The 22,135-nt window shown below is 71.5% G+C and carries 15 protein-coding genes and 1 pseudogene; 7 read left to right on the top strand and 9 right to left on the bottom strand.

Annotated features, from left to right (window positions below; all coding sequences use genetic code 11):
* Nucleotides 1-36 precede the first annotated feature (36 nt).
* A pseudogene (locus tag ACFY3J_RS01620) lies at nucleotides 37-947 on the top strand (LysR family transcriptional regulator).
* Nucleotides 948-1,049: 102 nt separating this feature from the next.
* Here the strand turns inward: ACFY3J_RS01620 and pepN (ACFY3J_RS01615) are convergent.
* Nucleotides 1,050-3,632 carry an aminopeptidase N gene (gene pepN, locus ACFY3J_RS01615; protein WP_384172940.1) on the bottom strand — a complete coding sequence of 861 codons (2,583 nt, stop codon included), beginning with the start codon at nucleotides 3,630-3,632 and terminating at the stop codon, nucleotides 1,050-1,052.
* 112 nt (nucleotides 3,633-3,744) lie between these two features.
* On the opposite strand from pepN (ACFY3J_RS01615), the gene ACFY3J_RS01610 reads away from it, so the two are divergent.
* Entirely contained in the window at nucleotides 3,745-4,257 is a 513-nt protein-coding gene (locus ACFY3J_RS01610; protein ID WP_384172943.1) for a DUF1203 domain-containing protein, read from the top strand.
* On the opposite strand, the gene ACFY3J_RS01605 is transcribed toward ACFY3J_RS01610, so the two are convergent.
* Nucleotides 4,254-5,270, bottom strand: a complete 1,017-nt coding sequence (locus tag ACFY3J_RS01605; RefSeq protein WP_384172946.1) for an aspartate-semialdehyde dehydrogenase — start codon at nucleotides 5,268-5,270, stop codon at nucleotides 4,254-4,256. The genes ACFY3J_RS01610 and ACFY3J_RS01605 overlap by 4 nt on opposite strands.
* Nucleotides 5,271-5,490: 220 nt before the next feature.
* Complete coding sequence (locus ACFY3J_RS01600) at nucleotides 5,491-8,817, bottom strand: S8 family serine peptidase (RefSeq protein WP_390839794.1); 3,327 nt, start codon at nucleotides 8,815-8,817, stop codon at nucleotides 5,491-5,493.
* Nucleotides 8,818-9,135: 318 nt separating this feature from the next.
* Between ACFY3J_RS01600 and ACFY3J_RS01595 the strand changes: the two genes are divergently transcribed.
* On the top strand, nucleotides 9,136-9,582 hold the full coding sequence (locus tag ACFY3J_RS01595; protein WP_384172952.1) for an NUDIX hydrolase: 447 nt from the start codon (nucleotides 9,136-9,138) through the stop codon (nucleotides 9,580-9,582).
* Nucleotides 9,583-9,719: 137 nt separating this feature from the next.
* On the opposite strand, the gene ACFY3J_RS01590 is transcribed toward ACFY3J_RS01595, so the two are convergent.
* Both ACFY3J_RS01590 and pepN (ACFY3J_RS01585) read right to left on the bottom strand, forming a co-directional pair.
* Entirely contained in the window at nucleotides 9,720-10,781 is a 1,062-nt protein-coding gene (locus tag ACFY3J_RS01590; RefSeq protein WP_390839792.1) for a hypothetical protein, read from the bottom strand.
* A 203-nt stretch (nucleotides 10,782-10,984) separates the two neighbouring features.
* Nucleotides 10,985-13,600 carry an aminopeptidase N gene (gene pepN, locus ACFY3J_RS01585; RefSeq protein ID WP_390839791.1) on the bottom strand — a complete coding sequence of 872 codons (2,616 nt, stop codon included), beginning with the start codon at nucleotides 13,598-13,600 and terminating at the stop codon, nucleotides 10,985-10,987.
* Nucleotides 13,601-13,735: 135 nt separating this feature from the next.
* Between pepN (ACFY3J_RS01585) and ACFY3J_RS01580 the strand changes: the two genes are divergently transcribed.
* Nucleotides 13,736-14,410 carry a DsbA family protein gene (locus ACFY3J_RS01580; protein ID WP_390839789.1) on the top strand — a complete coding sequence of 225 codons (675 nt, stop codon included), beginning with the start codon at nucleotides 13,736-13,738 and terminating at the stop codon, nucleotides 14,408-14,410.
* A 9-nt stretch (nucleotides 14,411-14,419) separates the two neighbouring features.
* Here the strand turns inward: ACFY3J_RS01580 and ACFY3J_RS01575 are convergent, their stop codons facing one another.
* Together ACFY3J_RS01575 and ACFY3J_RS01570 are read right to left on the bottom strand one after the other, a co-directional pair.
* Complete coding sequence (locus ACFY3J_RS01575) at nucleotides 14,420-14,641, bottom strand: hypothetical protein (RefSeq protein WP_384172964.1); 222 nt, start codon at nucleotides 14,639-14,641, stop codon at nucleotides 14,420-14,422.
* Between the two features lie 258 nt (nucleotides 14,642-14,899).
* Entirely contained in the window at nucleotides 14,900-16,321 is a 1,422-nt protein-coding gene (locus ACFY3J_RS01570; RefSeq protein WP_384172967.1) for an amino acid permease, read from the bottom strand.
* Between the two features lie 406 nt (nucleotides 16,322-16,727).
* Here ACFY3J_RS01570 and ACFY3J_RS01565 point away from each other — a divergent pair, with 406 nt between their 5' ends.
* Entirely contained in the window at nucleotides 16,728-17,309 is a 582-nt protein-coding gene (locus ACFY3J_RS01565) for a biotin transporter BioY (RefSeq protein ID WP_384172970.1), read from the top strand.
* A gap of 207 nt (nucleotides 17,310-17,516) precedes the next feature.
* Here ACFY3J_RS01565 and ACFY3J_RS01560 read toward each other — a convergent pair whose 3' ends face one another.
* Nucleotides 17,517-18,992, bottom strand: coding sequence for an amino acid permease (locus tag ACFY3J_RS01560; protein WP_384172973.1), 1,476 nt, complete (start codon nucleotides 18,990-18,992; stop codon nucleotides 17,517-17,519).
* A gap of 218 nt (nucleotides 18,993-19,210) precedes the next feature.
* Between ACFY3J_RS01560 and ACFY3J_RS01555 the strand changes: the two genes are divergently transcribed.
* Complete coding sequence (locus ACFY3J_RS01555; RefSeq protein ID WP_384172976.1) at nucleotides 19,211-19,696, top strand: ribose-5-phosphate isomerase; 486 nt, start codon at nucleotides 19,211-19,213, stop codon at nucleotides 19,694-19,696.
* Between the two features lie 362 nt (nucleotides 19,697-20,058).
* Entirely contained in the window at nucleotides 20,059-20,880 is an 822-nt protein-coding gene (locus ACFY3J_RS01550) for an Fpg/Nei family DNA glycosylase (protein WP_384172979.1), read from the top strand.
* Between the two features lie 10 nt (nucleotides 20,881-20,890).
* On the opposite strand, the gene ACFY3J_RS01545 is transcribed toward ACFY3J_RS01550, so the two are convergent.
* Nucleotides 20,891-22,132, bottom strand: coding sequence for a GNAT family N-acetyltransferase (locus ACFY3J_RS01545; protein ID WP_384172982.1), 1,242 nt, complete (start codon nucleotides 22,130-22,132; stop codon nucleotides 20,891-20,893).
* Between the last annotated feature and the right edge of the window lie 3 nt (nucleotides 22,133-22,135).

The raw sequence follows: 22,135 nt of genomic DNA, 5'->3' as shown, positions 1-22,135 counted from the left end.
CCCGGCGGCCCCGTACAGCCCGTATAGGTTGCCGCCATGGCCGAGTGGGAGATCCGGAAGCTGCTGATCCTGCGGACCCTGCGGGAGCAGGGGACCGTGACCGCGACGGCCGAGGCGCTGCGGATGACGCCGTCCGCCGTCTCGCAGCAGCTGACCAACCTGTCCAAGCAGCTCGGGGTGGAACTGCTGCGGGCGCAGGGGCGGCGGGTTCGGCTCACGGCGCGGCGCGGCTCGTGCTGCGGCACGCCGAGGCCGTGTTCGAACAACTGGAACGCGCGGATGCAGAGTTGGCCGCGTATGCCAAGGGCGAGGCGGGTGAGGTGCGGGTGGCCGCCTTCTCCACCGCGGTGCCCGCGCTCGTGGTGCCGGCGGTACGGGCGCTGCGCGGCACGCATCCGGCGGTGACCGTCCGGGTCCGGGAGGCGGAGGCGGGCGAGGCCTACGAGCTGCTGGCGGCCGGGGAGGTCGACCTCGCGCTGTCCCTGGCCGCGCAGGCGCCCAGCGCGGTGGACCCGCGGTTCACGCTGGTGCCGCTGCTCGCCGACCCGCTCGACCTCGCTCTGCCGCCGGGGCACCGGCTGGCCGCGGCGGCCCGGGTACGGCTCGCCGAGCTGGCGGAGGAGGCGTGGATCTTCGGCGGCAGCGGCCCCTGGTCGGACATCACGCGCGCGGCCTGCGAGGCGGCCGGGTTCAGCCCGTACCAGGGCCACTCGGCGGCCGGCTGGACGGCGATCCTGGCGATGGTGGAGGCGGGCATGGGCGTGGCACTCGTCCCGCGCATGGCGGCGGTGAGCAGGGAGGGCGTCGTGATGCGCGCCCTGGCCGCCGACCGGCCCTACCGGCATGTGGTGGCGGCCGTGCGCAAGGGGGCGCGGGACGCGCCCGCGCCGGCGAGGGTGCTGGAGGCACTGCGGTCCGCGGCCGCCGGGCTCGCCCGCCCCGAGTGACCGGAGAAGGCGGAGACCGGAAGGGAAAGGGGCGCCCGGTCGAACACCGGGCGCCCCCTCTCGCCGCACGGGCGGTGGTACGGCGTCGCCGTACCGGCGGTGTTAGGGCTGGGCCGCCGCGTCCGCCGCCTGGGCCTTCAGGGCGCGCTCGACGCCCGCCCGCGACTCCGAGACCAGCCGGCGCAGCGCCGCGTTCGGCTCGGCCGAGGCCAGCCACTCGTCGGTCTTGCGCAGGATGCCCTCGGACACCTGGATCGACGGGTAGAGGCCGACCGCGATCTGCTGGGCCATCTCGTGGGAGCGGGCGCCCCAGATGTCCTTGACCACCTCGAAGTAGCGGTCGGCGTAGGTCGCCAGCAGCTCGCGCTGGTCGGTCTGGACGAAGCCCGCGATGACCGCCTCCTGGACGGCGTTCGGGAGCTTGTCGGACTCGACGACCGACGCCCAGGCCTCCGCCTTGGCCTCCTCGGTCGGGCGGGCGGCGCGGGCGGTGGCCGCGTGCCGCTCACCCGCCGCGGTCTTGTCGCGCTCGTACTCGCCCCCGATCTCCGCCTCGTCGAACCGGCCGACGGCCGCGAGCCGCTCCACGAACGCCCAGCGCAGCTCCGTGTCGACGGCCAGGCCCTCGATGGTGTGCGAGCCGTCCAGCAGGGACTCGAGCAGGTCCAGCTGCTCCGGAGTACGGGCGGTCGCCGCGAAGGCGCGCGCCCACGCCAGCTGGTGGTCGCTGCCCGCGTCCGCCGCGCGCAGATGGGCCAGCGTGGCGTCCGTCCAGCGGGTGAGCAGGGCCTCGCGGGCGGCCGGGTCGGCGTACAGGTCGACGGCCAGCTTCACCTGGCGCTGCAGCGACTGCACGACACCGATGTCGGACTCCTTGCCGATCCCGGACAGCACCAGCGACAGGTAGTCGCGGGTCGCCAGCTCCCCGTCCCGGGTCATGTCCCAGGCCGACGCCCAGCACAGGGCGCGCGGCAGTGAGGACTCGAAGTCGCCCAGGTGCTCGGTGACGACGGCCAGCGACCCCTCGTCCAGGCGCACCTTGGCGTACGACAGGTCGTCGTCGTTGAGCAGGATCACCGCAGGGCGGGGCCGGCCGGCCAGCTGCGGCACGGCGGTCAGCTCGCCGTCCACGTCCAGCTCGATCCGGCCGTCCGCGGCGCGCACCAGCTTGCCGGTCGCCTCGTCGAGGTCGTACAGGCCGACCGCGATCCGGTGCGGGCGCAGGGTCGGCTCGCCCTTCGCGCCGGCGGGCAGGGCGGGGGCCTCCTGGCGGATGGCGAAGGAGGTGATGACGCCCTGGGCGTCGGTCTCGATCTCCGGGCGCAGGATGTTGATGCCGGCTGTCTCCAGCCACTTCTTCGACCAGGTCCTCAGATCGCGCCCGGAGGTCTCCTCCAGCGCGCCCAGCAGGTCGGACAGGCGCGTGTTGCCGTAGGCGTGCCGCTTGAAGTACGCCTGCACGCCGCGGAAGAACTCGTCCATGCCGACGTAGGCCACCAGCTGCTTGAGGACGCTCGCGCCCTTGGCGTAGGTGATGCCGTCGAAGTTGACGAGCACGTCGTCCAGGTCGTGGATCTCCGCCATGATCGGGTGGGTGGACGGCAGCTGGTCCTGCCGGTACGCCCACGTCTTCATGGAGTTGGCGAACGTGGTCCACGAGTGCGGCCAGCGCGATCCGGGGGCGTACGCCTGGCAGGCGATGGAGGTGTAGGTGGCGAACGACTCGTTCAGCCACAGGTCGTTCCACCACTCCATGGTGACCAGGTCGCCGAACCACATGTGGGCCAGCTCGTGCAGGATCGTCTCGGCGCGCACCTCGTACGCCGCGTCGGTCACCTTGGACCGGAAGACGTACTGGTCGCGGATGGTGACCGCGCCCGCGTTCTCCATCGCGCCCGCGTTGAACTCGGGCACGAAGAGCTGGTCGTACTTCTCGAACGGGTAGGCGTAGTCGAACTTCTCCTGGAACCAGTCGAAGCCCTGCCGGGTGACCTCGAAGATCGCGTCCGCGTCGAGGAACTCGGCGAGGGAGGGCCGGCAGTAGATGCCGAGCGGGACCGACTGCCCGTCCTTCTCGTACACGCTGTGCACGCTGTGGTACGGGCCGACGATCAGCGCCGTGATGTACGTCGAGATGCGCGGCGTCGGCTCGAACACCCAGACGTTGTTCTCGGGCTCGGGGGTCGGCGAGTTGGACACGACCGTCCAGCCCTCGGGCGCCTTGACCGTGAACTGGAAGGTGGCCTTCAGGTCCGGCTGCTCGAAGTTGGCGAAGACCCGGCGGGCGTCCGGGACCTCGAACTGGGTGTAGAGGTAGGCCTGGTCGTCGACCGGGTCGACGAAGCGGTGCAGGCCCTCACCGGTGTTGGTGTACGCGCAGTCGGCGACGACACGCAGCACGTTGCGGCCCCGGAGCAGGCCCGGCAGGGCGATCCGGGAGTCCTCGAAGACCTCGGCGGGGTCGAGGGAGTCGCCGTTGAGGGTCACCTCGTGGACGGCCGGGGCCACCAGGTCGACGAAGGAGGCGGCGCCGTCCTCGGCGACGTCGAAGCGCACCGTGGTCACGGACCGGTAGGTGCCGCCCTCCTGCGCGCCGGAGAGGTCGAGATCGATCTCGTACGAGTCAACGGTGAGCAGCTTCGCCCGCTGCTGCGCCTCTTCGCGAGTCAGGTTTGTGCCAGGCACGCGGTCATCTCCTCGTGATGTGTGGATTGCGCCATCCTTCCACGTGACCCGCGCGGAACGCGACGACCGGATCCCGCCGGTGACCGGGGCGGCGGGGCGCGAGCCTGAGGGCATGACGACAGCGAGCGGAACGACGGGACACAGCGCGCGTGCCATCGCCCCGGCCGTGCTGGCGCGGCTGCGGGAACGGGACGACGCCGGACGTCCGGCGGCCCCGTTCACCGACGAGGAGGGCGGCGCGCCCCTGCGCTGCTGTCTGCGCAGGAGCGAGCCGGGGGAGCGGATCGCGCTGGTCTCCTACGCCCCGCTGCGGCGCTGGGCGGCGCGGACGGGCGCCGCTTTGGGCGCGTACGACGAGCAGGGGCCGGTCTTCATCCACGCGCGGGAGTGCGCGGGGCCGGCCGGTGAAGGCCACCCGTTCACCAACGCCCACCGTGTGGTCCGGCGCTACGGCGCCGACGGGCACATCCTGGGCGGGCGGCTGGTCGGGGAGGGCTCCCCCCGGTTCGACGCGGCCTTCGCGGAAGCGTTCGACGACCCGGCCGTGGCGCTCGTCCACGTCCGGGCCGTCGAGTACGGCTGCTTCCTCTACGAGGTGCGCAGGGATCGGGTGACCGGCGACTAGCCCTTGAGCTCCGCCGCCACCAGCTCCGCGATCTGCACCGCGTTCAGGGCCGCGCCCTTGCGGAGGTTGTCGTTGGAGATGAACAGGGCCAGGCCGTTGTCCACCGTCTCGTCGCGGCGGATGCGGCCGACGTACGACGGGTCCTGGCCGGCCGCCTGGAGCGGCGTCGGGATGTCCGAGAGGGCGACACCGGGGGCCCCGCCCAGCAGCTCGGTCGCGCGCTCCACGCTGAGCGGGCGCGCGAAACGGGCGTTGACCTGGAGGGAGTGACCGGAGAAGACGGGCACGCGCACGCAGGTGCCGGACACCTTCAGCTCCGGGATCTCCAGGATCTTGCGGGACTCGTTGCGGAGCTTCTGCTCCTCGTCGGTCTCATTCAGGCCGTCCTCGACGAGGTTGCCCGCGAAGGGGAGCACGTTGAAGGCGATCGGGCGCTTGTAGACGGACGGCTCGGGGAAGTCCACGGCCGCGCCGTCGTGGGTCAGCCTGTCGGCGTCCGCGACGACCTTCTGGGTCTGGCCGTGCAGCTCGGCGACGCCCGCGAGGCCCGAGCCGGACACCGCCTGGTAGGTGGCGACGACCAGCGCCTGAAGGCTCGCCTCCGCGTGCAGCGGCTTGAGGACCGGCATCGCGGCCATCGTGGTGCAGTTCGGGTTGGCGATGATGCCCTTGGGACGGTCGGTGATCGCGTGCGGGTTCACCTCGGACACCACCAGCGGGACGTCAGGGTCCCTGCGCCACGCCGAGGAGTTGTCGATCACCACGGCGCCCTGCGCGGCGACCTTCTCGGCCAGCGCCTTCGAGGTCGCGCCGCCCGCCGAGAACAGCACGATGTCCAGGCCGGTGTAGTCCGCGGTGGCCGCGTCCTCCACCGTGACCCCGTCGAGGACCGTCCCCGCCGAGCGGGCCGAGGCGAACAGGCGCAGCTCGGTGACCGGGAAATCGCGCTCCGTGAGGATCCCGCGCATGACCGTGCCGACCTGACCGGTGGCTCCGACGATTCCGATCCTCACGGTGACTCCTTCTGCTCACTTCACTGGCTCTGCGTACGCGGTACGCGGTACGCGCAGGACGGTTCCATCATGCGTCTGTCCCGGGTCCGTCTGTCCAATCATTGCCCACGGAGTGGGACGGCGTGGGACGGCCCGGTGGGCGGGATCCGCAGGAAACGCACGGGGCGGGCTCCGAAGTGGAGCCCGCCCCGCCGTCACGTACCGGAGGTGGAGACCGCCGTTACTGGACGACCTTGCCGATCTTCACGCTGCCGAGGCCCGCGGCGGTGCCGCGGGTGTTCAGCACCTGCACCTCGCCGAAGAACTCGCGGCCCGCGGGGGCCGGCTCGTTCGCGATGACGTCGGCGGAGATCTGCGCCGTGCCGTTCGGGGCGAGGGTGAACACCTTCGCCTCGTCGACCTTGACCGAGCCGAGCGCCGCCGAGTAGTACACGTCCCGGTAGTCGTAGGCCGTGGTGCCGGCCGGCACCGAGTAGGCGTCGATCAGGATGGTGTACGTGCCCGCGGCGGGCTTGGCGATGGAGACGGACTCCTCCGAGCCGCCCGCGGCCGAGTAGGCCACGCGCGTGCCGGCGGCGTTGTACACGAACAGGTCCAGGTCGGCCCCGGCGTCCGAGACGTTGCCGATGGCGACGTCCAGGCGTTCGGCACCGGCGGGGACGACGACCGTCCTGGTGTGGGTGTCATGGTTGGCGATGGTCGGCCGGTCCGTCTTCGACGAGCCCAGCGAGCCGCCCTTCAGCTTGGCGTCCAGCCCGGCGAGCTTGTTCGTCAGCGTCCAGGACACGGGGGCCGGCGTACCGGCCTTCGCCTCGTCGACCGTCTGCACCGCGGGGCTGAAGTCCAGCCCGTAGGCCGCCGCGTTCAGCGTGTACGGGTTGTCGAGCAGCGGCGAGGTACGACGCGACTCGACCTCGATCTCCCACACTCCCGGCATCGGCTTGGCGTACGAACGCACGTCCGGACGGCAGGTGTTGGCCGGGTTGTTGTAGTTCGGGTAGCAGTTGGGCGTCGAGGTGGGGTCCACCGGGCTGCCGTACGGGTGGATCGCGATGAAGCGGGTCTGGCTGCCGTCCTTGAGACCGCTCATCGAGACCTCGAGGGTCTTCGCGCCCTCCGGGACCGTCACGAAGTACGACGTGGTGCTGTTGCGCTGCGCCACACCCGACACCGAGTAGGTGTAGGACGGCTTGGCGATCTCCGTGGAGACCACGACGGTCAGCATGATCTGCTTGTCCACGCCCTCGGTGCGGCGGTCGTCGACCTCGAGGATCGCGCTGTGCACACCGGCGGAGGCGGGGCGCGCCTCGATCTTGACCGTCACCGGCTTGTTCAGCGGCAGCGAGACCTCGTCGTCGCCGAGGATCCTGAAGGTGCCGTCGTCGTTCTTCAGGCTCAGCTTGTGCTTGACCGAACCGGCCTGGCCCGTCGTACGGGTGACCTGGACCTCGTAGGTCTTCTTCTGGCCCTTCTTCAGGCCGCCCTCGCGGTCGTACAGGCCGGTGCCGAAGTCGGGCGTCTTGAGCGCCCAGGACAGCGAGGTGCTGACCGGGGCCTTGACCGTGTACTCGTGCGCCGAGGCGCCCTTCTCGATCGACTTCCAGGCCTTGACGATGTCCATCAGGCCGGCGCCCTCGCTGTGCGGCTGCTCGCCCTTGATGTGCTGCGCGGTCGAGACCAGCGCGGTGCGGAGCTTCGCCGGGGTGAGGTCGATGCGCTTCTGCTTGGCCGCCGACAGGAGCAGCGCGGAGGCGCCGGCCGCCTGCGGGGACGCCATCGAGGTGCCCTGGAGCATCGAGTAGCCGGCCGGCAGCGAGTAGCCGGCCTCGGCGACCGGGCCGCCGGGCAGCCAGGTCTGGGTGGTGTTGATGGCCGCGCCGGGCGCCGAGATGATCGGCGTGAAGCCGCCGTCCTCACGCGGACCGCGCGAGGAGAACGGCATCATGGCGTACGACTTGTCCACCACGGAGCCGTAGTTGGCCGCCCAGGTCTCCTTGGAGATGGTCGCGCCGACCGAGATGACCTTGTCGGCGAGGCTGGGGTCGCCGATGGTGTTCAGGCCCGGGCCGCTGTTGCCCGCGGAGATCACGAGCTGCACGCCGTAGGTGTCGATGAGCCGGGTGTACAGCTCCGCGCGGGCGTTGTTGCCGTCGTTGAGCGCCGGCAGGCCGCCGATGGACATGTTGACGATGTCCACGCCGCGGTTGACGACGAGGTCGATCATGCCCTCGGTGAGCGCGACGTTGGTGCAGCTGCCGCTCCAGGTGCAGGCCCGGGAGGAGACGATCTTCGCGCCCGGGGCGGCGCCGTTCATCCTGCCGCCGAACAGGCTGTTGGCGGCCGTGATGCCGGCGACGTGGGTGCCGTGCTCGGACTCGATGACGCCGATGTTGACGAAGTCGGCCTTCTTGCCGATCCAGGACCCGCCGTAGGGGTCCATCGCCACGTCCTTGCGGATCTCCACGACGAACGGCACGCGCAGGTCGGCGCCGGTCGCCGGGTCCTTCTTGTCCTGGCCGAAGTAGCCGACCTGGTAGCCGTCCTTGTACGGCTTCATCGGGACGTCGTCCGTGAAGTCGTTGTTGTTGTTCAGGTCGACGCGGACGGTGCCGTTCGCCGGGTCGTACAGGACGCCCCACACGCTGGTGGTCCTGCCGTCGCGGTCCAGGTCGCCGTCGGCGTCGCCGCCCTTGGTCGCGGACTCGCTGAAGGTGTTGAACAGGAAGGAGCCCGCCGGGGTCTTCCAGGTCTTGCCGCCCGAGGTGAACTGGGGGCCCGTGACGTTGGCGGTCATCGGGCGCCAGGTGCCGTCGCTGTCGACGATCGGGTCGGTCGCGGTGACCCAGTCGACGATCTTGCGCTCACCGGTGGTGGTCTTCTGGAGCGCCGGGTGGCCGAGGTCCACGCCGGAGTCGAGGACGCCGATGGTGACGCCCCGGCCGTCCGCCTTCGGGTTCTTCTTCACGAAGTCGACGGCGCCCGTCTCGAAGGACGGGTTGTACGGGTTCTCGGCGGGGGTGTTCTTGTCCGGCGCCGGGTAGGTGCCCTTGTCCTTCCCCTTGCCCTTGTCCTTGCCCTGGGGGGCGTCGGCCTCGGGCCTCGGGTCGTCGAGCGGGATGTCCTGCTTGAGGTCGATGGCCTGCACGGAGGACAGCTTCGCGGCGGCGGCGATCGCCGAGTCCGCCTTGTCCGTCGGCACGGTGGCACGGACGTAGCCGAGCTTGTCGTAGGTGAGGCCCACGGCGCCGCCGTCGACCGCGTCCAGCTGCTCGGCGACCTGCGCGGTCTGCCCGGGCGCGGTCGCGATCATCATGGTGACGTTCTTGGCGCCCTCGGCCTTGGCCTCGGCGAGCAGTTCGGCGTCGGCCGAACCGAGTTTGTCGCCCGCCGGCTTGACGGTCGGTTCGGTGGCCGCGGGGCCGTCCTGGGCGACGGCCAGGGGGATCGGGCCGGCCACGGAGAGCGCGGCCACCACGCCGGCGGCCATGGCGATGCGGGCCAGGCGTCTCGCGCCCGTGAGCGGTGCGCGCTGAGGGTCGGGGGTCATCGGCATCCCTTGCAGGTAAAGGAACCAAGCGAGGTGCGATCGGGATCGATCGCGATCGTCCGGATTTCGGAGTCGGATGATCGCTCAGCTTTACCCAAAGGAAAGATGTTTGACGAGACTTGGTCCTGGCGGGATGGAAGCATGGCGTACTTCCGCCATGCGCCACGAGGGGCATAGAGGCCCAAACCGTGGCGCTTCCCTCGGCATCGCAGGAGGACAACCACCCCTGCCCGGAACGGGCGTTCAGCTGGCCGCGCGCTGGGCCCCGTCCTCGCCGATTCACACCGGACAGCCCCCTTCCTGCCGTAACGTCCACCCATGAACAAGGAGTTGAGGGTGGCGGCCTACGCCGTGTGTGTGCGGGACGGACGGCTGCTGCTGGCTCGCTGGGTGGCGGGCGACGGCACCCGGCGGTGGACCCTGCCCGGCGGTGGCATGGAGCACGGCGAGGACCCCTACGACACGGTGGTGCGCGAGGCCGAGGAGGAGACCGGCTACACCGTCGAACCGGTCGCCCTCCTGGGCCTGGACTCCGTCCGCCGCAACTACCCGCGCCCCCTGGGCGCCCACGCCGACTTCCACGGCCTGCGCATCCTCTACGAGGGCCGTGTCACCGGCGGCGAACTGCGCCACGAGACGGGCGGCTCCACGGACCGGGCCGCCTGGCACCCCCTGGACGCGGTACCCGCACTGCGCCGCGTCGGCCTGGTCGACGTGGGCCTACGCCTGTGGCACGACCGTCCACCTGCGGGGAACCCCTCCTGACGTGCCCCCGCCTGCCGCCCCGGCTGTCCGCGGCACACGCCCGCACGTCTTGTGGTGTGCGAGGAGGGGCCGCCGGGACGTGGTCCGGCGGCCTCTCCTCTCCCCCTCCTGACGTGCCCCCGTCGGGCGCTCGGGCACTACCGGGGAAGCGCCACCACCTGCGCGGCCGGGTCGCGGTCGGTGGCTGCCATCAGGGCGGTGCGGACGACGGTCGCCTGCTGGTCCAGGGACTCCCGCAGCTTCCTGGGGGTGAGGTGGACGACCGTGATGCCCAGCCGCTCCAGGTGCTCGCGCTTGCGCGCGTACTCGGAGCACAGGGTCTCGTCGTCCGGCCGACCGCCCAGGCGGGGTGCGCGGGTGTCCAGCTCCAGCGCGACCGCGTGCTCCGGCCAGTACGCGTCCACGCCGCCGAGACGGGGGCCGCCCGGCAGCCGCAGGTCCACGTTCCAGACCGGGTCCGGCAGGCCGTGCTCACGCACCATCCGGTACAGCCGGTCCTCCGCGAGCACCCGTCCCTCGGCCAGCAGCAGGCCCACCGCGTCCACCACGTGCGGCCGGCCCAGCAGCCCGGCCCCGGCCAGCTCGCGGACCACGGCGGACGGTTCGCAGTGCCCGCCGCGCACCGCCTCGGTCAGCAGCCGCCGTACCGTGCCCGCGTCGGACAGACCGGCGACCGCGTCCGCCAGGGCGCGCGGCACCGGGGCCACCGGCAGACCCGTGACCGCCTCGGCGGCGGGCAGGACGGCCGCCCGGACGATCCGCGCGCAGCCGGCCGAGCGAAGCGGCCGGCCGCGCTCGACCAGGACGTCGATCCTCTCCAGGGCCGGCAGGCCGGGCGACGTGGCGAAGCCGTGCAGGGTGAGCGCCGCCAGACCGGTGACCATCACCTCCGCGTACACCGGGCGGTGCGGATCCTCGGCGGTCGGCTGCGCCGGCACCCCGGCGGCCGTGCGCGGGAGCGGTTCGCGCGCCGCGTACAGGAGCACCGCGTGCAGCCGCTCCTCACTGGTCGGTGGTCCCGGATGCAGCAGGAACACGCCCGGCAGCAGTTGTTGCCAGGGTCCTCCGGCACGGCACCGCACGGCCGTCTCGGCCGCCGGTACTCCGTGCTCGCGCAGCTGAGCGGTGGTCAGGACCCGGCGGGGCGCCTCGGCGAGGTGGCGCAGGGGGCGGGGGGAGAGCGGGGTTTCGTGGTTCATGTCCGGCACGTTTCCCGCGCCGTGACCGGCCCTCAACCGGTGTTACACGCCCGTTGACAAACCTGGACAAGCTCGCCCTAAAGGACGGTTGTTCGGATGCCGAAAACCCCTGGTCCCGTCATGGTTGGACCAGGGGTTACGGCGAGTCGGGCACGCGTCTTGTAACAGTTACGGCGCGCCCGACCCTTGGCCAGAACTACGGGTCAGCCGGCGGACGTTCCGGCCGCCGCGTCGCACGCCTGTCCACGCAGCGCCCGGGCCAGGTCGTCCCGGGCCTCCAGCACCAGGCGGCGCAGAGCGGGAGCGGCGCCCTCGTGCGCGGCGAGCCACGCGTCGGCCGCCTCCAGGGTCTCCGGCGAGTCCTGCAACGCCGGGAACAGCCCCCGTACGACGTCCATGCCGATCTGGATGGACCGCTCCGTCCACACCCGCTCGATCGCCTCGAAGTACCTCGGCGTGTACGGCGCGAGCAGCTCCCGCTGGGAGGCCTGCCCGAAGCCCGCGATCGTCGCCTCCACCAGCGCGTTCGACAACGCGTCCGAGTCGACCACCTGCTCCCAGGCCCGCGCCTTGACGGCGGCCGAGGGCCGCGCGGCCAGGCAGCGCACCTGGTGCCGCTTGCCGGAGGCGGTGTCGTCCCGGGCGAGTTCGGCGGCGAGCGCCTTCTCGTCCGCCACCCCGTGCGCCGCCAGCGGCTCCAGGAACGCCCAGCGCAGCTCCTGGTCGACCTCCAGGCCGGCGATCTCCTCCGTGCCGTCCAGCAGGCCCTTCAGCAGCTCCAGGTCGTCCGGCGCCGAGGCCGCCGTGGCGAAGAAGCGCGCCCACGCGAGCTGGTGCTCGCTGCCCGGCTCGGCCTGCCGCAGCTCGGCCAGCGCGCCCTCGGCCAGCGCCCGCCCGCCGGTCTCCCGCCACCGCGGAGCCGCGTAGTGCACCAGCGCGGACTCCGCCCAGGCGTGCAGCATCTGGAGCACGCCGATGTCGGTCTCACGGCCGGCGAAGCGCAGCACCAGGCCCACGAAGTCCCGCGCCGGCAGCAGCGCGTCCCGGGTCAGGTTCCACAGCGCCGACCAGCACAGCGCCCGGGCCAGCGGGTCGGTCAGGCCGCCCAGGTGCTCCCGCAGGGTCGCCAGCGAGGTCTCGTCGAAGCGGATCTTGCAGTAGGTCAGGTCGTCGTCGTTGACCAGCACCAGATCGGGCGCGTCCGCACCCGCCAGCTCGGACACCACCGTACGGGCGCCGGCCACGTCGGTCTCGGCGCGCGCGTACCGCTCCAGCGCCCCCACCTGGGACCGCTGGTACAGGCCCACCGCCACCCGGTGCGGGCGCAGTTCGAGGATGCCCGCCGGCGCAGCCGGCTGATGAGCGGGCCCGGCGGCCTCCTGCACCACGGCCAGCTCCTCGATCCGGCCGTCGGCGCCCAGCACCACCTGCGGGGTCAGCGAGTTGACCCCGGCCGTCTGGAGCCACGACCGCGCCCACGCGCCCATGTCCCGGCCGCTGGTCTCCTCCAGCACCGCGAGCAGGTCGCCCAGCCGGGTGTTGCCGTAGGCGTGCCGCTTGAAGTAGCGCCGCGCGCCCTCCAGGAACGCGTCCTGGCCGACGTAGGCCACCAGTTGCTTGAGCACCGAGGCGCCCTTGGCGTAGGTGATGCCGTCGAAGTTCAGCTTGGCGTCCTGGAGGTCGCGGATGTCCGCGGTGACCGGGTGCGTGGAGGGCAGCTGGTCCGCGCGGTACGCCCAGGCCTTGCGGCGGTTGGCGAAGGTGATCCAGCCGTCCGTGAAGCGGGTCGCGCCGACCAGCGAGAACGAGCCCATGAAGTCGGCGAAGGACTCCTTCAGCCACAGGTCGTCCCACCACTCCATGGTGACCAGGTCGCCGAACCACATGTGCGCCATCTCGTGCAGGATCACATTGGCCCGGGCCTCGTAGGAGGCCTGCGTGACCTTCCCGCGGAAGATGTACTCCTCCCGGAAGGTGACCAGGCCCGGGTTCTCCATCGCGCCGAGGTTGTACTCGGGCACGAACGCCTGGTCGTACTTGCCGAACGGGTACGGGTAGTCGAAGTGGTCGTGGAAGAAGTCCAGGCCCTGCTTGGTGACCAGGAAGACGTCGTCGGCGTCGAAGTGCTTGGCGAGCCCCTTGCGGCACAGCGCGCCCAGCGGGATCTCCAGCCGCGTACCGTCCTCGAACACCCGCTCGTAGGAGTCCGTCACCCGGTGGTACGGGCCCGCGACCACGCAGGTGATGTACGTCGAGATCGGCTTGGTCTCGGCGAACCGCCACACCCCGTCCTGCCGCTCCCCGGCCCCGTTGCTCCACACCGTCCAGTCCTCGGGCGCGCGCACCTCGAAGCGGAACGGCGCCTTGAGGTCGGGCTGCTCGAAGTTGGCGAAGACCCGGCGGGAGTCGGCGGGCTCGTACTGCGTGTAGAGGTAGACCTCACCGTCCTCCGGGTCGACGAAGCGGTGCAGGCCCTCACCGGTGCGCGAGTAGGCGCACTGCGCGTCCACGACGAGCTCGTTGTCGGCGGACAGGTCCTCCAGGAGGATCCGGGAGCCGTCGAAGACCTCGCTGGGGTCGAGGTCCCTGCCGTTGAGCGAGACGGCGGTGACGCTCGGCGCGAGCAGGTCCGCGAAGCTCGACGAGCCCGGCTCGTTGCAGCGGAACCGGATCGTCGTCACGGACCGGAACGTCCGCGGACCGTTCCCGGTGTCCTCGCCCACCGCGGACCGCACGTCCAGGGACACCTCGTACCCGTCGACGGACAGCAGGGCGGCCCGCTCCCGGGCCTCGTCGCGGGACAGATTCTCACCGGGCACAGGCGGCACTCCCTCGGATGTTTTCACGATGTGGACAGCACCGATCCTGCCATGCGCGTTTGCCGCACGGCAGCCGGGAATGCGGTGCACGACCGTCGATGTTGGCAGTTCAACGACCCTTTACCGAGGAGAGCCATGTCCGAGACCGCCTCCGCCGCGACCCCGTCGTCCGGCAAGACTCCCGTCGACTTCTGGTTCGACCCGCTGTGTCCCTGGGCCTGGATCACGTCCCGGTGGGTGCTGGAAGTGGAGAAGGTGCGGGACATCGAGGTCCGCTGGCACATCATGAGCCTCGCGGTGCTCAACGAGCCGAGGCTGGACGAACTGCCCGAGGAATACCGGGAGCTGCTGACCACCAAGGCGTGGGGGCCGGTACGGGTGGTCACCGCGGCCTGGCAGAAGCACGGCCAGGACGTCCTCGGCCCGCTCTACACCGCGCTCGGCACCCGCTTCCACAACCGGGGCGAGGGCCCCACCCGCGAGGCCGTCGTCGCCGCGCTCGACGAGGTGGGCCTGCCCGCCGACCTGATCGACTACGCCGACCAGGAGAACTTCGAGTTCGACGCCGAACTGCGTGCCTCGCACAAGGAGGGCATCGAGAAGGTCGGCGAGGACGTCGGCACCCCGGTCATCGCGGTCCCCGGCCCGGACGGCGAGCAGATCGCCTTCTTCGGCCCGGTCGTCACCCCCACCCCCAAGGGCGAGCAGGCCGCCCGGCTCTGGGACGGTACCCTCGCGGTCGCCTCCGTCCCCGGCTTCTACGAGATCAAGCGCACCCGCACGGTGGGACCGGACTTCGGCAACCTGTGACCCGGCCGGTCAGCGGAAGCTCTCGGGGAGGCTGAAGCCCTTCGCCTGGGCGAAGCGTGGCTGGACCCACAGGCAGCGTCCCTTGGGGCCTTGGCTCTCGCACCGCCACCAGCCGTGGCCGTCCCGCACTCCGCGTGCCTCGTTGATGTGCTTCGCCTCGTCCGGGCCCACCTTGCCGAAGGGGTGCGGCTTCTTCTCGGGGCAGTTGGGGCAGTGGATGTAGTCGGGCATGCGCGCCTCCGGTCCGGTCGTCGGATCGCTGTACGATTCGCCGGAATTGGGATCGTAAGGGCGCGGGTGTCGCGCCGCGAGCCCGGAACCGGTCCCACCGCGGCCCGGAACCGGTCCCGCCGGGGCGGCATCCGAACGCGAAGCCCCCGCGAGACACGTTCTCGCGGGGGCTTCCTTCTTTAGGCCTGTCGGGTGAAGGGCGACGGGTGAGCAGACGGTCACGAGGCCGGACGGTCCCGGACGGCGTTCCGGGATGCGTCAGCCTTGGGTGCGCCTGCGCTGCCGGATGTACCCGGCCGCCGCCAGGAACAGCGTCATGGCGCCCGTCGAGTACAGCTGCACCCGCGTGCCGGACTCGCCGGCCATCAGGACGAAGACCGCCGCCATGCCGGCCAGGGCCACCCAGGTCAGCCATGGGAACGCCCACATCCGGACCACCAGCTTCTCCGGAGCCTCCTGCTCCAGCCTGCGGCGCAGCCGCAGTTGCGAGACGGCGATGAAGATCCAGACGACGAGGATCACCGCGCCGATCATGTTCAGCAGCCAGGGGAAGACGTCGTTGGGCCGCCAGTAGCTCAGCAGCACGCAGACGAAACCGAAGACCGAGCTGGCCAGCACCGCGATCCGCGGCACCCCGCCGGAGACCTTCGCCAGTGCCTTCGGGCCCTGACCGCGCTCGACCAGCGAGTACGCGATGCGCGAGGAGCCGTAGATGTTGGCGTTCATCGCGCTCAGCAGCGCGACCAGCACCACCACGTTCATCAGCTGACCGGCCCCCGGGATGCCGAGGTGGTCCAGCGCGGCGACGTACGGGCCCTTCGCGACGACCTCCTCGGAGTCCCAGGGGACGAGCGTGACGATCACCGCCATGGAGCCGACGTAGAACAGCGCGATGCGCCACATCGCCGTACGCACGGCGCTCGCCACGCCGCGGATCGGGTTCTCCGACTCGGCCGCCGCGATGGTGACCGTCTCCAGGCCGCCGTAGGCGAAGACCGAGGCGAGCAGGCCGACGACCAGGCCGTGGCCGCCGTGCGGCAGGAAGTCGGTGAGGTTCGAGGCGCCCGGGGAGTCCGTGCCGGGCAGCACGCCCGCGACGGCCAGCACACCGAGGACCAGGAACAGGGCGATCGCGCCGACCTTCAACGCGGCGAACCAGAACTCGAACTCGCCGAAGTTCTTCACCGCGGCCAGGTTCGTGCCGCAGAACACCACCATGAACAGCGCCACCCACACCCACTCCGGCGTGCCCGGCAGCCACCCGGTGACGATCTTCGCGGCGCCCATGCCCTCCAGCCCGACCGCGGTGCACAGCAGCACCCAGAACGACCAGCCCGCGGTGAACCCGGCCCACGGACCGAACGCCCGCTCGGCGTGCGCGGAGAACGAGCCCGACGACGGATACGCGGCCGACATCTCGCCCAGCATCCGCATGACCAGCATCACGAGCGCGCCGGACAGGGCGTAGGCGACGACGATCGAGGGGCCGGCGGCGGCGATGCCCGCGCCGGAGCCGACGAAGAGTCCGGCGCCGATCACACCGCCGAGGGCGATCATCGACAGATGGCGCTGCTTGAGGCCGTGGGACAGGGAGGCGTCGTCCGCCCGCGGGGGCGCCGATGGGGATCCCCCCTGCTCCGGTGAAGCCGAGAGCTCGGGGGAGGTGGTGTCGCTTGGCATGGGGAGGCTCGTCCGGTGGGGGGCAGATGCGAAAACGCCCACAGTCTGGGCGGCCGCTCCACCGCGACGGAGCGCCCGCTCACCATCCGGACGCGCTCTGTGCGCAGAGTGAGACGGCGATTACCCGCGCGGGCTGTCGCGACCGGTGTACGGCGCGCGGCACCGCCCTTGATCCAGTCGCCGAGCCGTTTGGCGGGACCCTACAGTCGCCGTGCCCTCGGCCCGAGTGTCGGAAACCGCGCCACCTCAGTGACAGGCGTCACGTCCCGCAGGGTATACGGCGTTTCCTTTGTGTGAAACCGACCAAGCGCCCGTTCCCCCCTTGTCGAGCGCTGACGGTGATCACCGCGCCGCCGCTGGGATAGCGTCACGCTGTCCCGAACTGCCCTCACCCCGCGGAGTCCCCATGAGTACCGCTGCCGCCACCCCCGCCCGTACCGGGGTCGTCCTCGCCGACCTGCTGCCTGCGTCCCGTGTCCGGGACGTGGCCCTCGTGGTGGGCGGTGCCGCGCTCACCGGACTCGCCGCCCAGATCTCGGTGCCCGTCCCGCACTCCCCGGTGCCGGTGACCGGTCAGACCTTCGCGGCGCTGCTCGTGGGCACCACGCTGGGCGCCGGCCGCGGTTTCCTCGCCCTCGCGCTGTACGCGCTCGCGGGCGCGGCGGGCGTGCCGTGGTTCGCGGGCGGTGCCTCGGGCGCGGGCTCCGTCTCCTTCGGCTACGTCCTCGGCATGCTGCTCGCCGCCACCGTCGTGGGTGCCCTGGCCCGCCGTGGCGGTGACCGCAACGTCTGGCGCACGGCCGCCACGATGGTGCTGGGCCAGGCGATCATCTACGCGGTCGGCGTGCCCTACCTGGCCCTGGCCACCGGCATGTCCGCGTCCGCCGCGCTCGCCGCCGGCCTCACCCCGTTCCTGATCGGCGACGTCCTCAAGGCCGCCCTGGCGATGGGCCTGCTGCCCACCGCCTGGAAGCTGGTCGGGAAGTGACCGTCCGCTTCGCGATGCCGTAGTTCCCGCCGGTTCCCGCGAAAACCCGCGAAAGCACGCGAGAATCCCGCGGACACCCCGAGGGACACCCCGCGAACCTTACGGAAGAGGCCCGCCGCGTCGCCCTGCGACGTCCCCCGGCGGGCCTCTTTCGCGTTCCGGACCGTCAGACCTGCCTGCGCCTGCCGGGCCCTGCCGCGACCGTCGTCAGCCGGCCGCGACCTTGTCCGTCTCCTCGGCGGCCGGGGCCGCGACCGCCGTACGGCCGCTGCCGAGCCTCTGCTTGACGAAGGAGATCACCAGCACGATCGCCGCGACCAGCATCGACAGCAGCACGGTCTCGCGGCCGTCGTGCTCGGTGTCGGTCAGCATGTAGCCGAAGACGAAGACGATCAGGGCGGCCGCCGCCCACGTCAGATACGGGTACAGCCACATCTTCACGACCAGCTTCTCCGGCGCCTCCCGCTGGATGATCTTCCGCATCCGCAGCTGCGAGAAGCAGATCACCAGCCAGACGAACAGGGCGACCGCGCCGGAGGAGTTGACGAGGAAGAGGAACACGGAGTCCGGGAACCTGTAGTTGAAGAACACGGCCACGAAGCCGAACACGACCGACGAGACGATCGCGGCCATCGGCACACCGCGGCGGGTGGTCCGTGCGAACGCCTTCGGCGCGTCCCCGCGCTCGCCGAGCGAGAAGGCCATCCGGGAGGCGGTGTAGAGGCCGGAGTTGAGGCAGGAAAGCACCGACGTCAGCACGATGAAGTTCATGATCTGACCGGCGTGCGGGATGCCGAGGGAGTCGAGGGCGGCCACGTAGGAGCCCTTCTCGGTGATCGCCTTGTCGTTCCAGGGGAGCAGGGCGACCACGACGAAGACGGAACCGAGGTAGAAGACGCCGATACGCCAGATGATGCTGTTGGTCGACTTGGTGACGGCGCGCTGAGGGTCCTCCGACTCGCCCGCCGCGAGGGTGGCGATCTCGCTGCCCATGAAGGAGAAGACGACGAGCAGTACACCGGTCAGGATGGCGCCGGGCCCGTTCGGCAGGAACCCGCCGTGGTCGGTGAGGTTGCCGAGCCCCGCCTTGTCGCTGTGCACGCCGGGCAGTACGCCGAAGATCGCCAGCCCGCCGACGACGATGAACGCGGCGATCGCCACGACCTTGATCCCGGCGAACCAGAACTCGAACTCGCCGTAGGAGCCGACGGAGACGAGGTTGGTGGCGGTCAGCACCACCATGACGATGAGGGCCCAGCCCCACTGGGGCACGGCCGGCACCCAGCCGGAGAGGATCTTGGCGCCCGCCGTCGCCTCCACGGCCAGCACGACGACCCAGAAGAACCAGTACAGCCAGCCGATGGAGAACCCGGCCCAGCCGCCGAGCGCCCGGTCGGCGTGCGCGGAGAAGGAACCGGAGGTGGGGTTGGCGGCGGACATCTCGCCGAGCATGCGCATCACGAGGACGACGAGCGTGCCGACGAGGGCGTAGGAGAGGAGGATGCCCGGTCCGGCGGTGGCGATGGCCGAGCTGGAACCGACGAAGAGACCGGCGCCGATGACACCGCCGATGGCGATCATCGACAGATGGCGGTTCTTGAGCCCGGCCTGGAGCCCCGAACCGTGGCCCTCGGGGTTCGTATGGCCGCTTCCGGTCTCCGACAGGGTCGGCTGCGAAGTCATGGGGGGAATTCCTTTGCTCGGGTGGAGCGGTGCCCCGTACGAGCGGTGTACGGGATGCTCCAGTGAAACGGAGGCAATGGAATCCGTGAACCTTCGAAATGTAATTGTTACTTGAGGTTTCTTTGAGCTTTGAAAGATTAGCCACATTTTTCTTGCGGATGTGATAGTGCACGTGACCCGGCGCTGCTGCGGACATTCCGCCATGTCACACTCGGACCATGCGCGTGTATCTCGGCTCCGACCATGCGGGCTTCGAACTCAAGAACCACCTCGTCGAGTGGCTCAAGGCGGCGGGCCACGAGCCCGTCGACTGCGGACCGCACATCTACGACGCCCAGGACGACTACCCGCCCTTCTGCCTGCGCGCCGCGGAGCGCACGGCCGCGGACCCCGACTCCCTCGGCATCGTGATCGGCGGCTCCGGCAACGGCGAGCAGATCGCGGCGAACAAGGTCAAGGGCGTGCGCGCGGCCCTCGCCTGGAGCGAGGAGACGGCCTCCCTCGGCCGCCAGCACAACAACGCGAACGTCGTCGCGGTGGGCGCGCGCATGCACACCACGGAGGAGGCGACGAAGTTCGTCGAGACCTTCCTCGGCACGCCCTTCTCCGGCGACGAACGTCACATCCGCCGCATCGACATGCTCACGGCCTACGAATCGACGGGCGACCTCCCCCCGATCCCGCCCCACCACCCCCAGCAGTAACCGACGTACCACCCCAAGGCACGGCGCCCTCAGGGGGAGCCGTGCCGCCTCCTTGCAGGCTCGCTGGTCGGCCCCGGCGCAGGGGGACGGAGTCCCGCTGGAGATCCCGCCCGAGCGCTGCCAGGGGTGCGGGGGACGGAGTCCCCGTGGGGCTCAGGGATCTCCGCGGGGCCTTGGGCATTCCTGCGGGGTCTACGCAGTTCCCGGGGGTTCTGGGGCGGACCCCGGGCTCGGTACCTCTTCCACCCACCGAGACGGGAGGGTGGGCGACGGGGTCCGGGGCGCGGCACCAGGGCCGGTGCCCCCTCCACCCACCGCGTCGGGCGGACGGGTGGGCAAAGAACCGCAAGAAGGGACACCCCGTGCCAGAGGGGCACACCATCCACCGCCTCGCACTGGACTACGCCGCCCACTTCAAAGGCCGGCAGGCCCACGTCACCAGCCCCCAGGGCAAGTTCTCCACCTCCGCCACCCTCCTCACCGGAGCGGAGCTCACCCGCACGGAAGCCCACGGCAAACACCTCTTCCTCCGCTTCCGCGACAGCGACTGGATCCACATCCACCTCGGCCTCTTCGGCAAGGTCACCTTCGGCGACGCCCCCGCACCCCCGCCCACGGACACCGTCCGCCTCCGCCTCGCCAACGCCACCTCGTACGTCGACCTGCGCGGCCCCACCACCTGCGCCCTGATCACCGACGCCGAGAAGCAGGCCGTGCACGACCGCCTCGGCCCCGACCCCCTGCGCCCCGACGCCGACCCGGACCAGGCCTACGCCCGCATACGCCGCAGCCGTACGACCATCGCCGCCCTGCTGATGGACCAGAAGGTCGTCGCCGGCGTCGGCAACGTCTACCGCGCCGAGGTCCTCTTCCGGCACCGCGTCGACCCCTACCGCCCCGGCAGGGACCTCACCTCGGCCGAGTGGGACGCCATCTGGGCCGACCTCGTCGCCCTCATGCGCGAGGGCGTCCGCAACAACCGCATCGACACCGTGCGCCCCGAGCACACCCCCGAGGCCATGGGCCGCCCGCCCCGCGTCGACGACCACGGCGGCGAGGTCTACGTCTACCGCCGGACCGCCCTGCCCTGCCACATCTGCGGCACGGACATCCGCACCGCCGACCTCGCCGCCCGCAACCTCTTCTGGTGCCCCACCTGCCAGCAGCCCGCGAAGGTGGGATGAGACGCCCGTCTCAGAATCCGTGCGGCAGCCACGGCGCCACCGCCGAGCCGAACGCCACCGACGCCTCGGACAGCGCCCCGCGCCGCAGCTCCCGTACCCGCCCGGCCGCCGCCAGCCCGGACAACGGCACGCCGCCGAGGTACGCCGCCCCCAACTCCCGTACGGACAAGGAGAGGTCCGCCGCGTCCGAGGTCCGCTCGCAGGACGCCCCCTTCGCGTCTCCGGTCAGCCGCCACCGCCCGGCGTTCCAGGGGCAGAAGTCGTCCGCGACCTCCAACACCACGTCCACCGGCGTCTGGTAGGTCCGCGCGGCGAGCGCGGCGCCCACGTCCACGAGCCGTACGTACAGCACGTCCCGCAGCCGCGGCCGGCACCGCCGGATGTCGGACACCAGGTACTGCCAGGCGTCGTCGACCGGCCGCTCCCGCACGATCAGCGTCGAGGTCAGGTCGATGCCGAACAGGAAACGCCACAGGGCCGCGTCGCTCTCCGGGTCCAGCGCGGCCAGGTCGTTCAGGAGCACCGTGCCCTCGTGCCCGCCGACACCCCAGCCGGGCTTGACGCGATAGCGGGCGTACCCCGTGACCTCGCCCGCCCGCTCGGCGACCACGCACTGCAGCGGCGAGGCGCCGTCCCGTGCGCTCTCCGGGTCGATCAGCGCCAGCCGCTCCCAGCCGGGCTGCCGGGCCAGCATCCCGGGCCGGCCGGGCACCAGCCGCGCGTACACCGCCTCGCAGTCGTCCAGCACGTCGGCGGGCGCCGCGTACCGCAGGCGTACGTCGTCCGTGCCGGCCGGGACCGTCAGACCGGCCCGGTCGGTGTCGATCTCGGCGCTGAGCTGGAAGGTCGCCGCGCCGTACCCGAAGCGGCCGTAGATCGCCGGCTCGGAGGCGGTCAGCACCGCCAGCGGCTCGCCCCAGGCGCGCACATCGTCCAGCTGCCGACGCATCATCGACGTCAGCACGCCGCGCCGCCGGTGCGTGGCGGCCACGCTCACCATCGTGATGCCGGCCGCCGGCAGCGAGTCGCCGCCCGGCACGGTGATCCGGAAGCGGAACGCCCCCGCCGTGCCCACGCACATGTCCCCGTCCCAGACACCCAGGGAACGGTCCGGCTCGGTGAGGGAGTCCCAGGCCTCCCGCTCCTCGGCCGGCTCCGGGACCCCTCCGAAGGCGCGGATCAGGTTGTCGTACCAGCGGTCCCACTCGTCCCGCCGCAGCACCCTCGGCTCGGTCGCACGCTCAGTCGCCATGCG

The organism is Streptomyces sp. NPDC001231 (assembly GCF_042896885.1).
Taxonomy (GTDB): domain Bacteria; phylum Actinomycetota; class Actinomycetes; order Streptomycetales; family Streptomycetaceae; genus Streptomyces.
The sequence above is the reverse complement of the archived record's forward strand: the minus strand, read 5'-3'. Positions and strand labels throughout refer to the sequence as shown.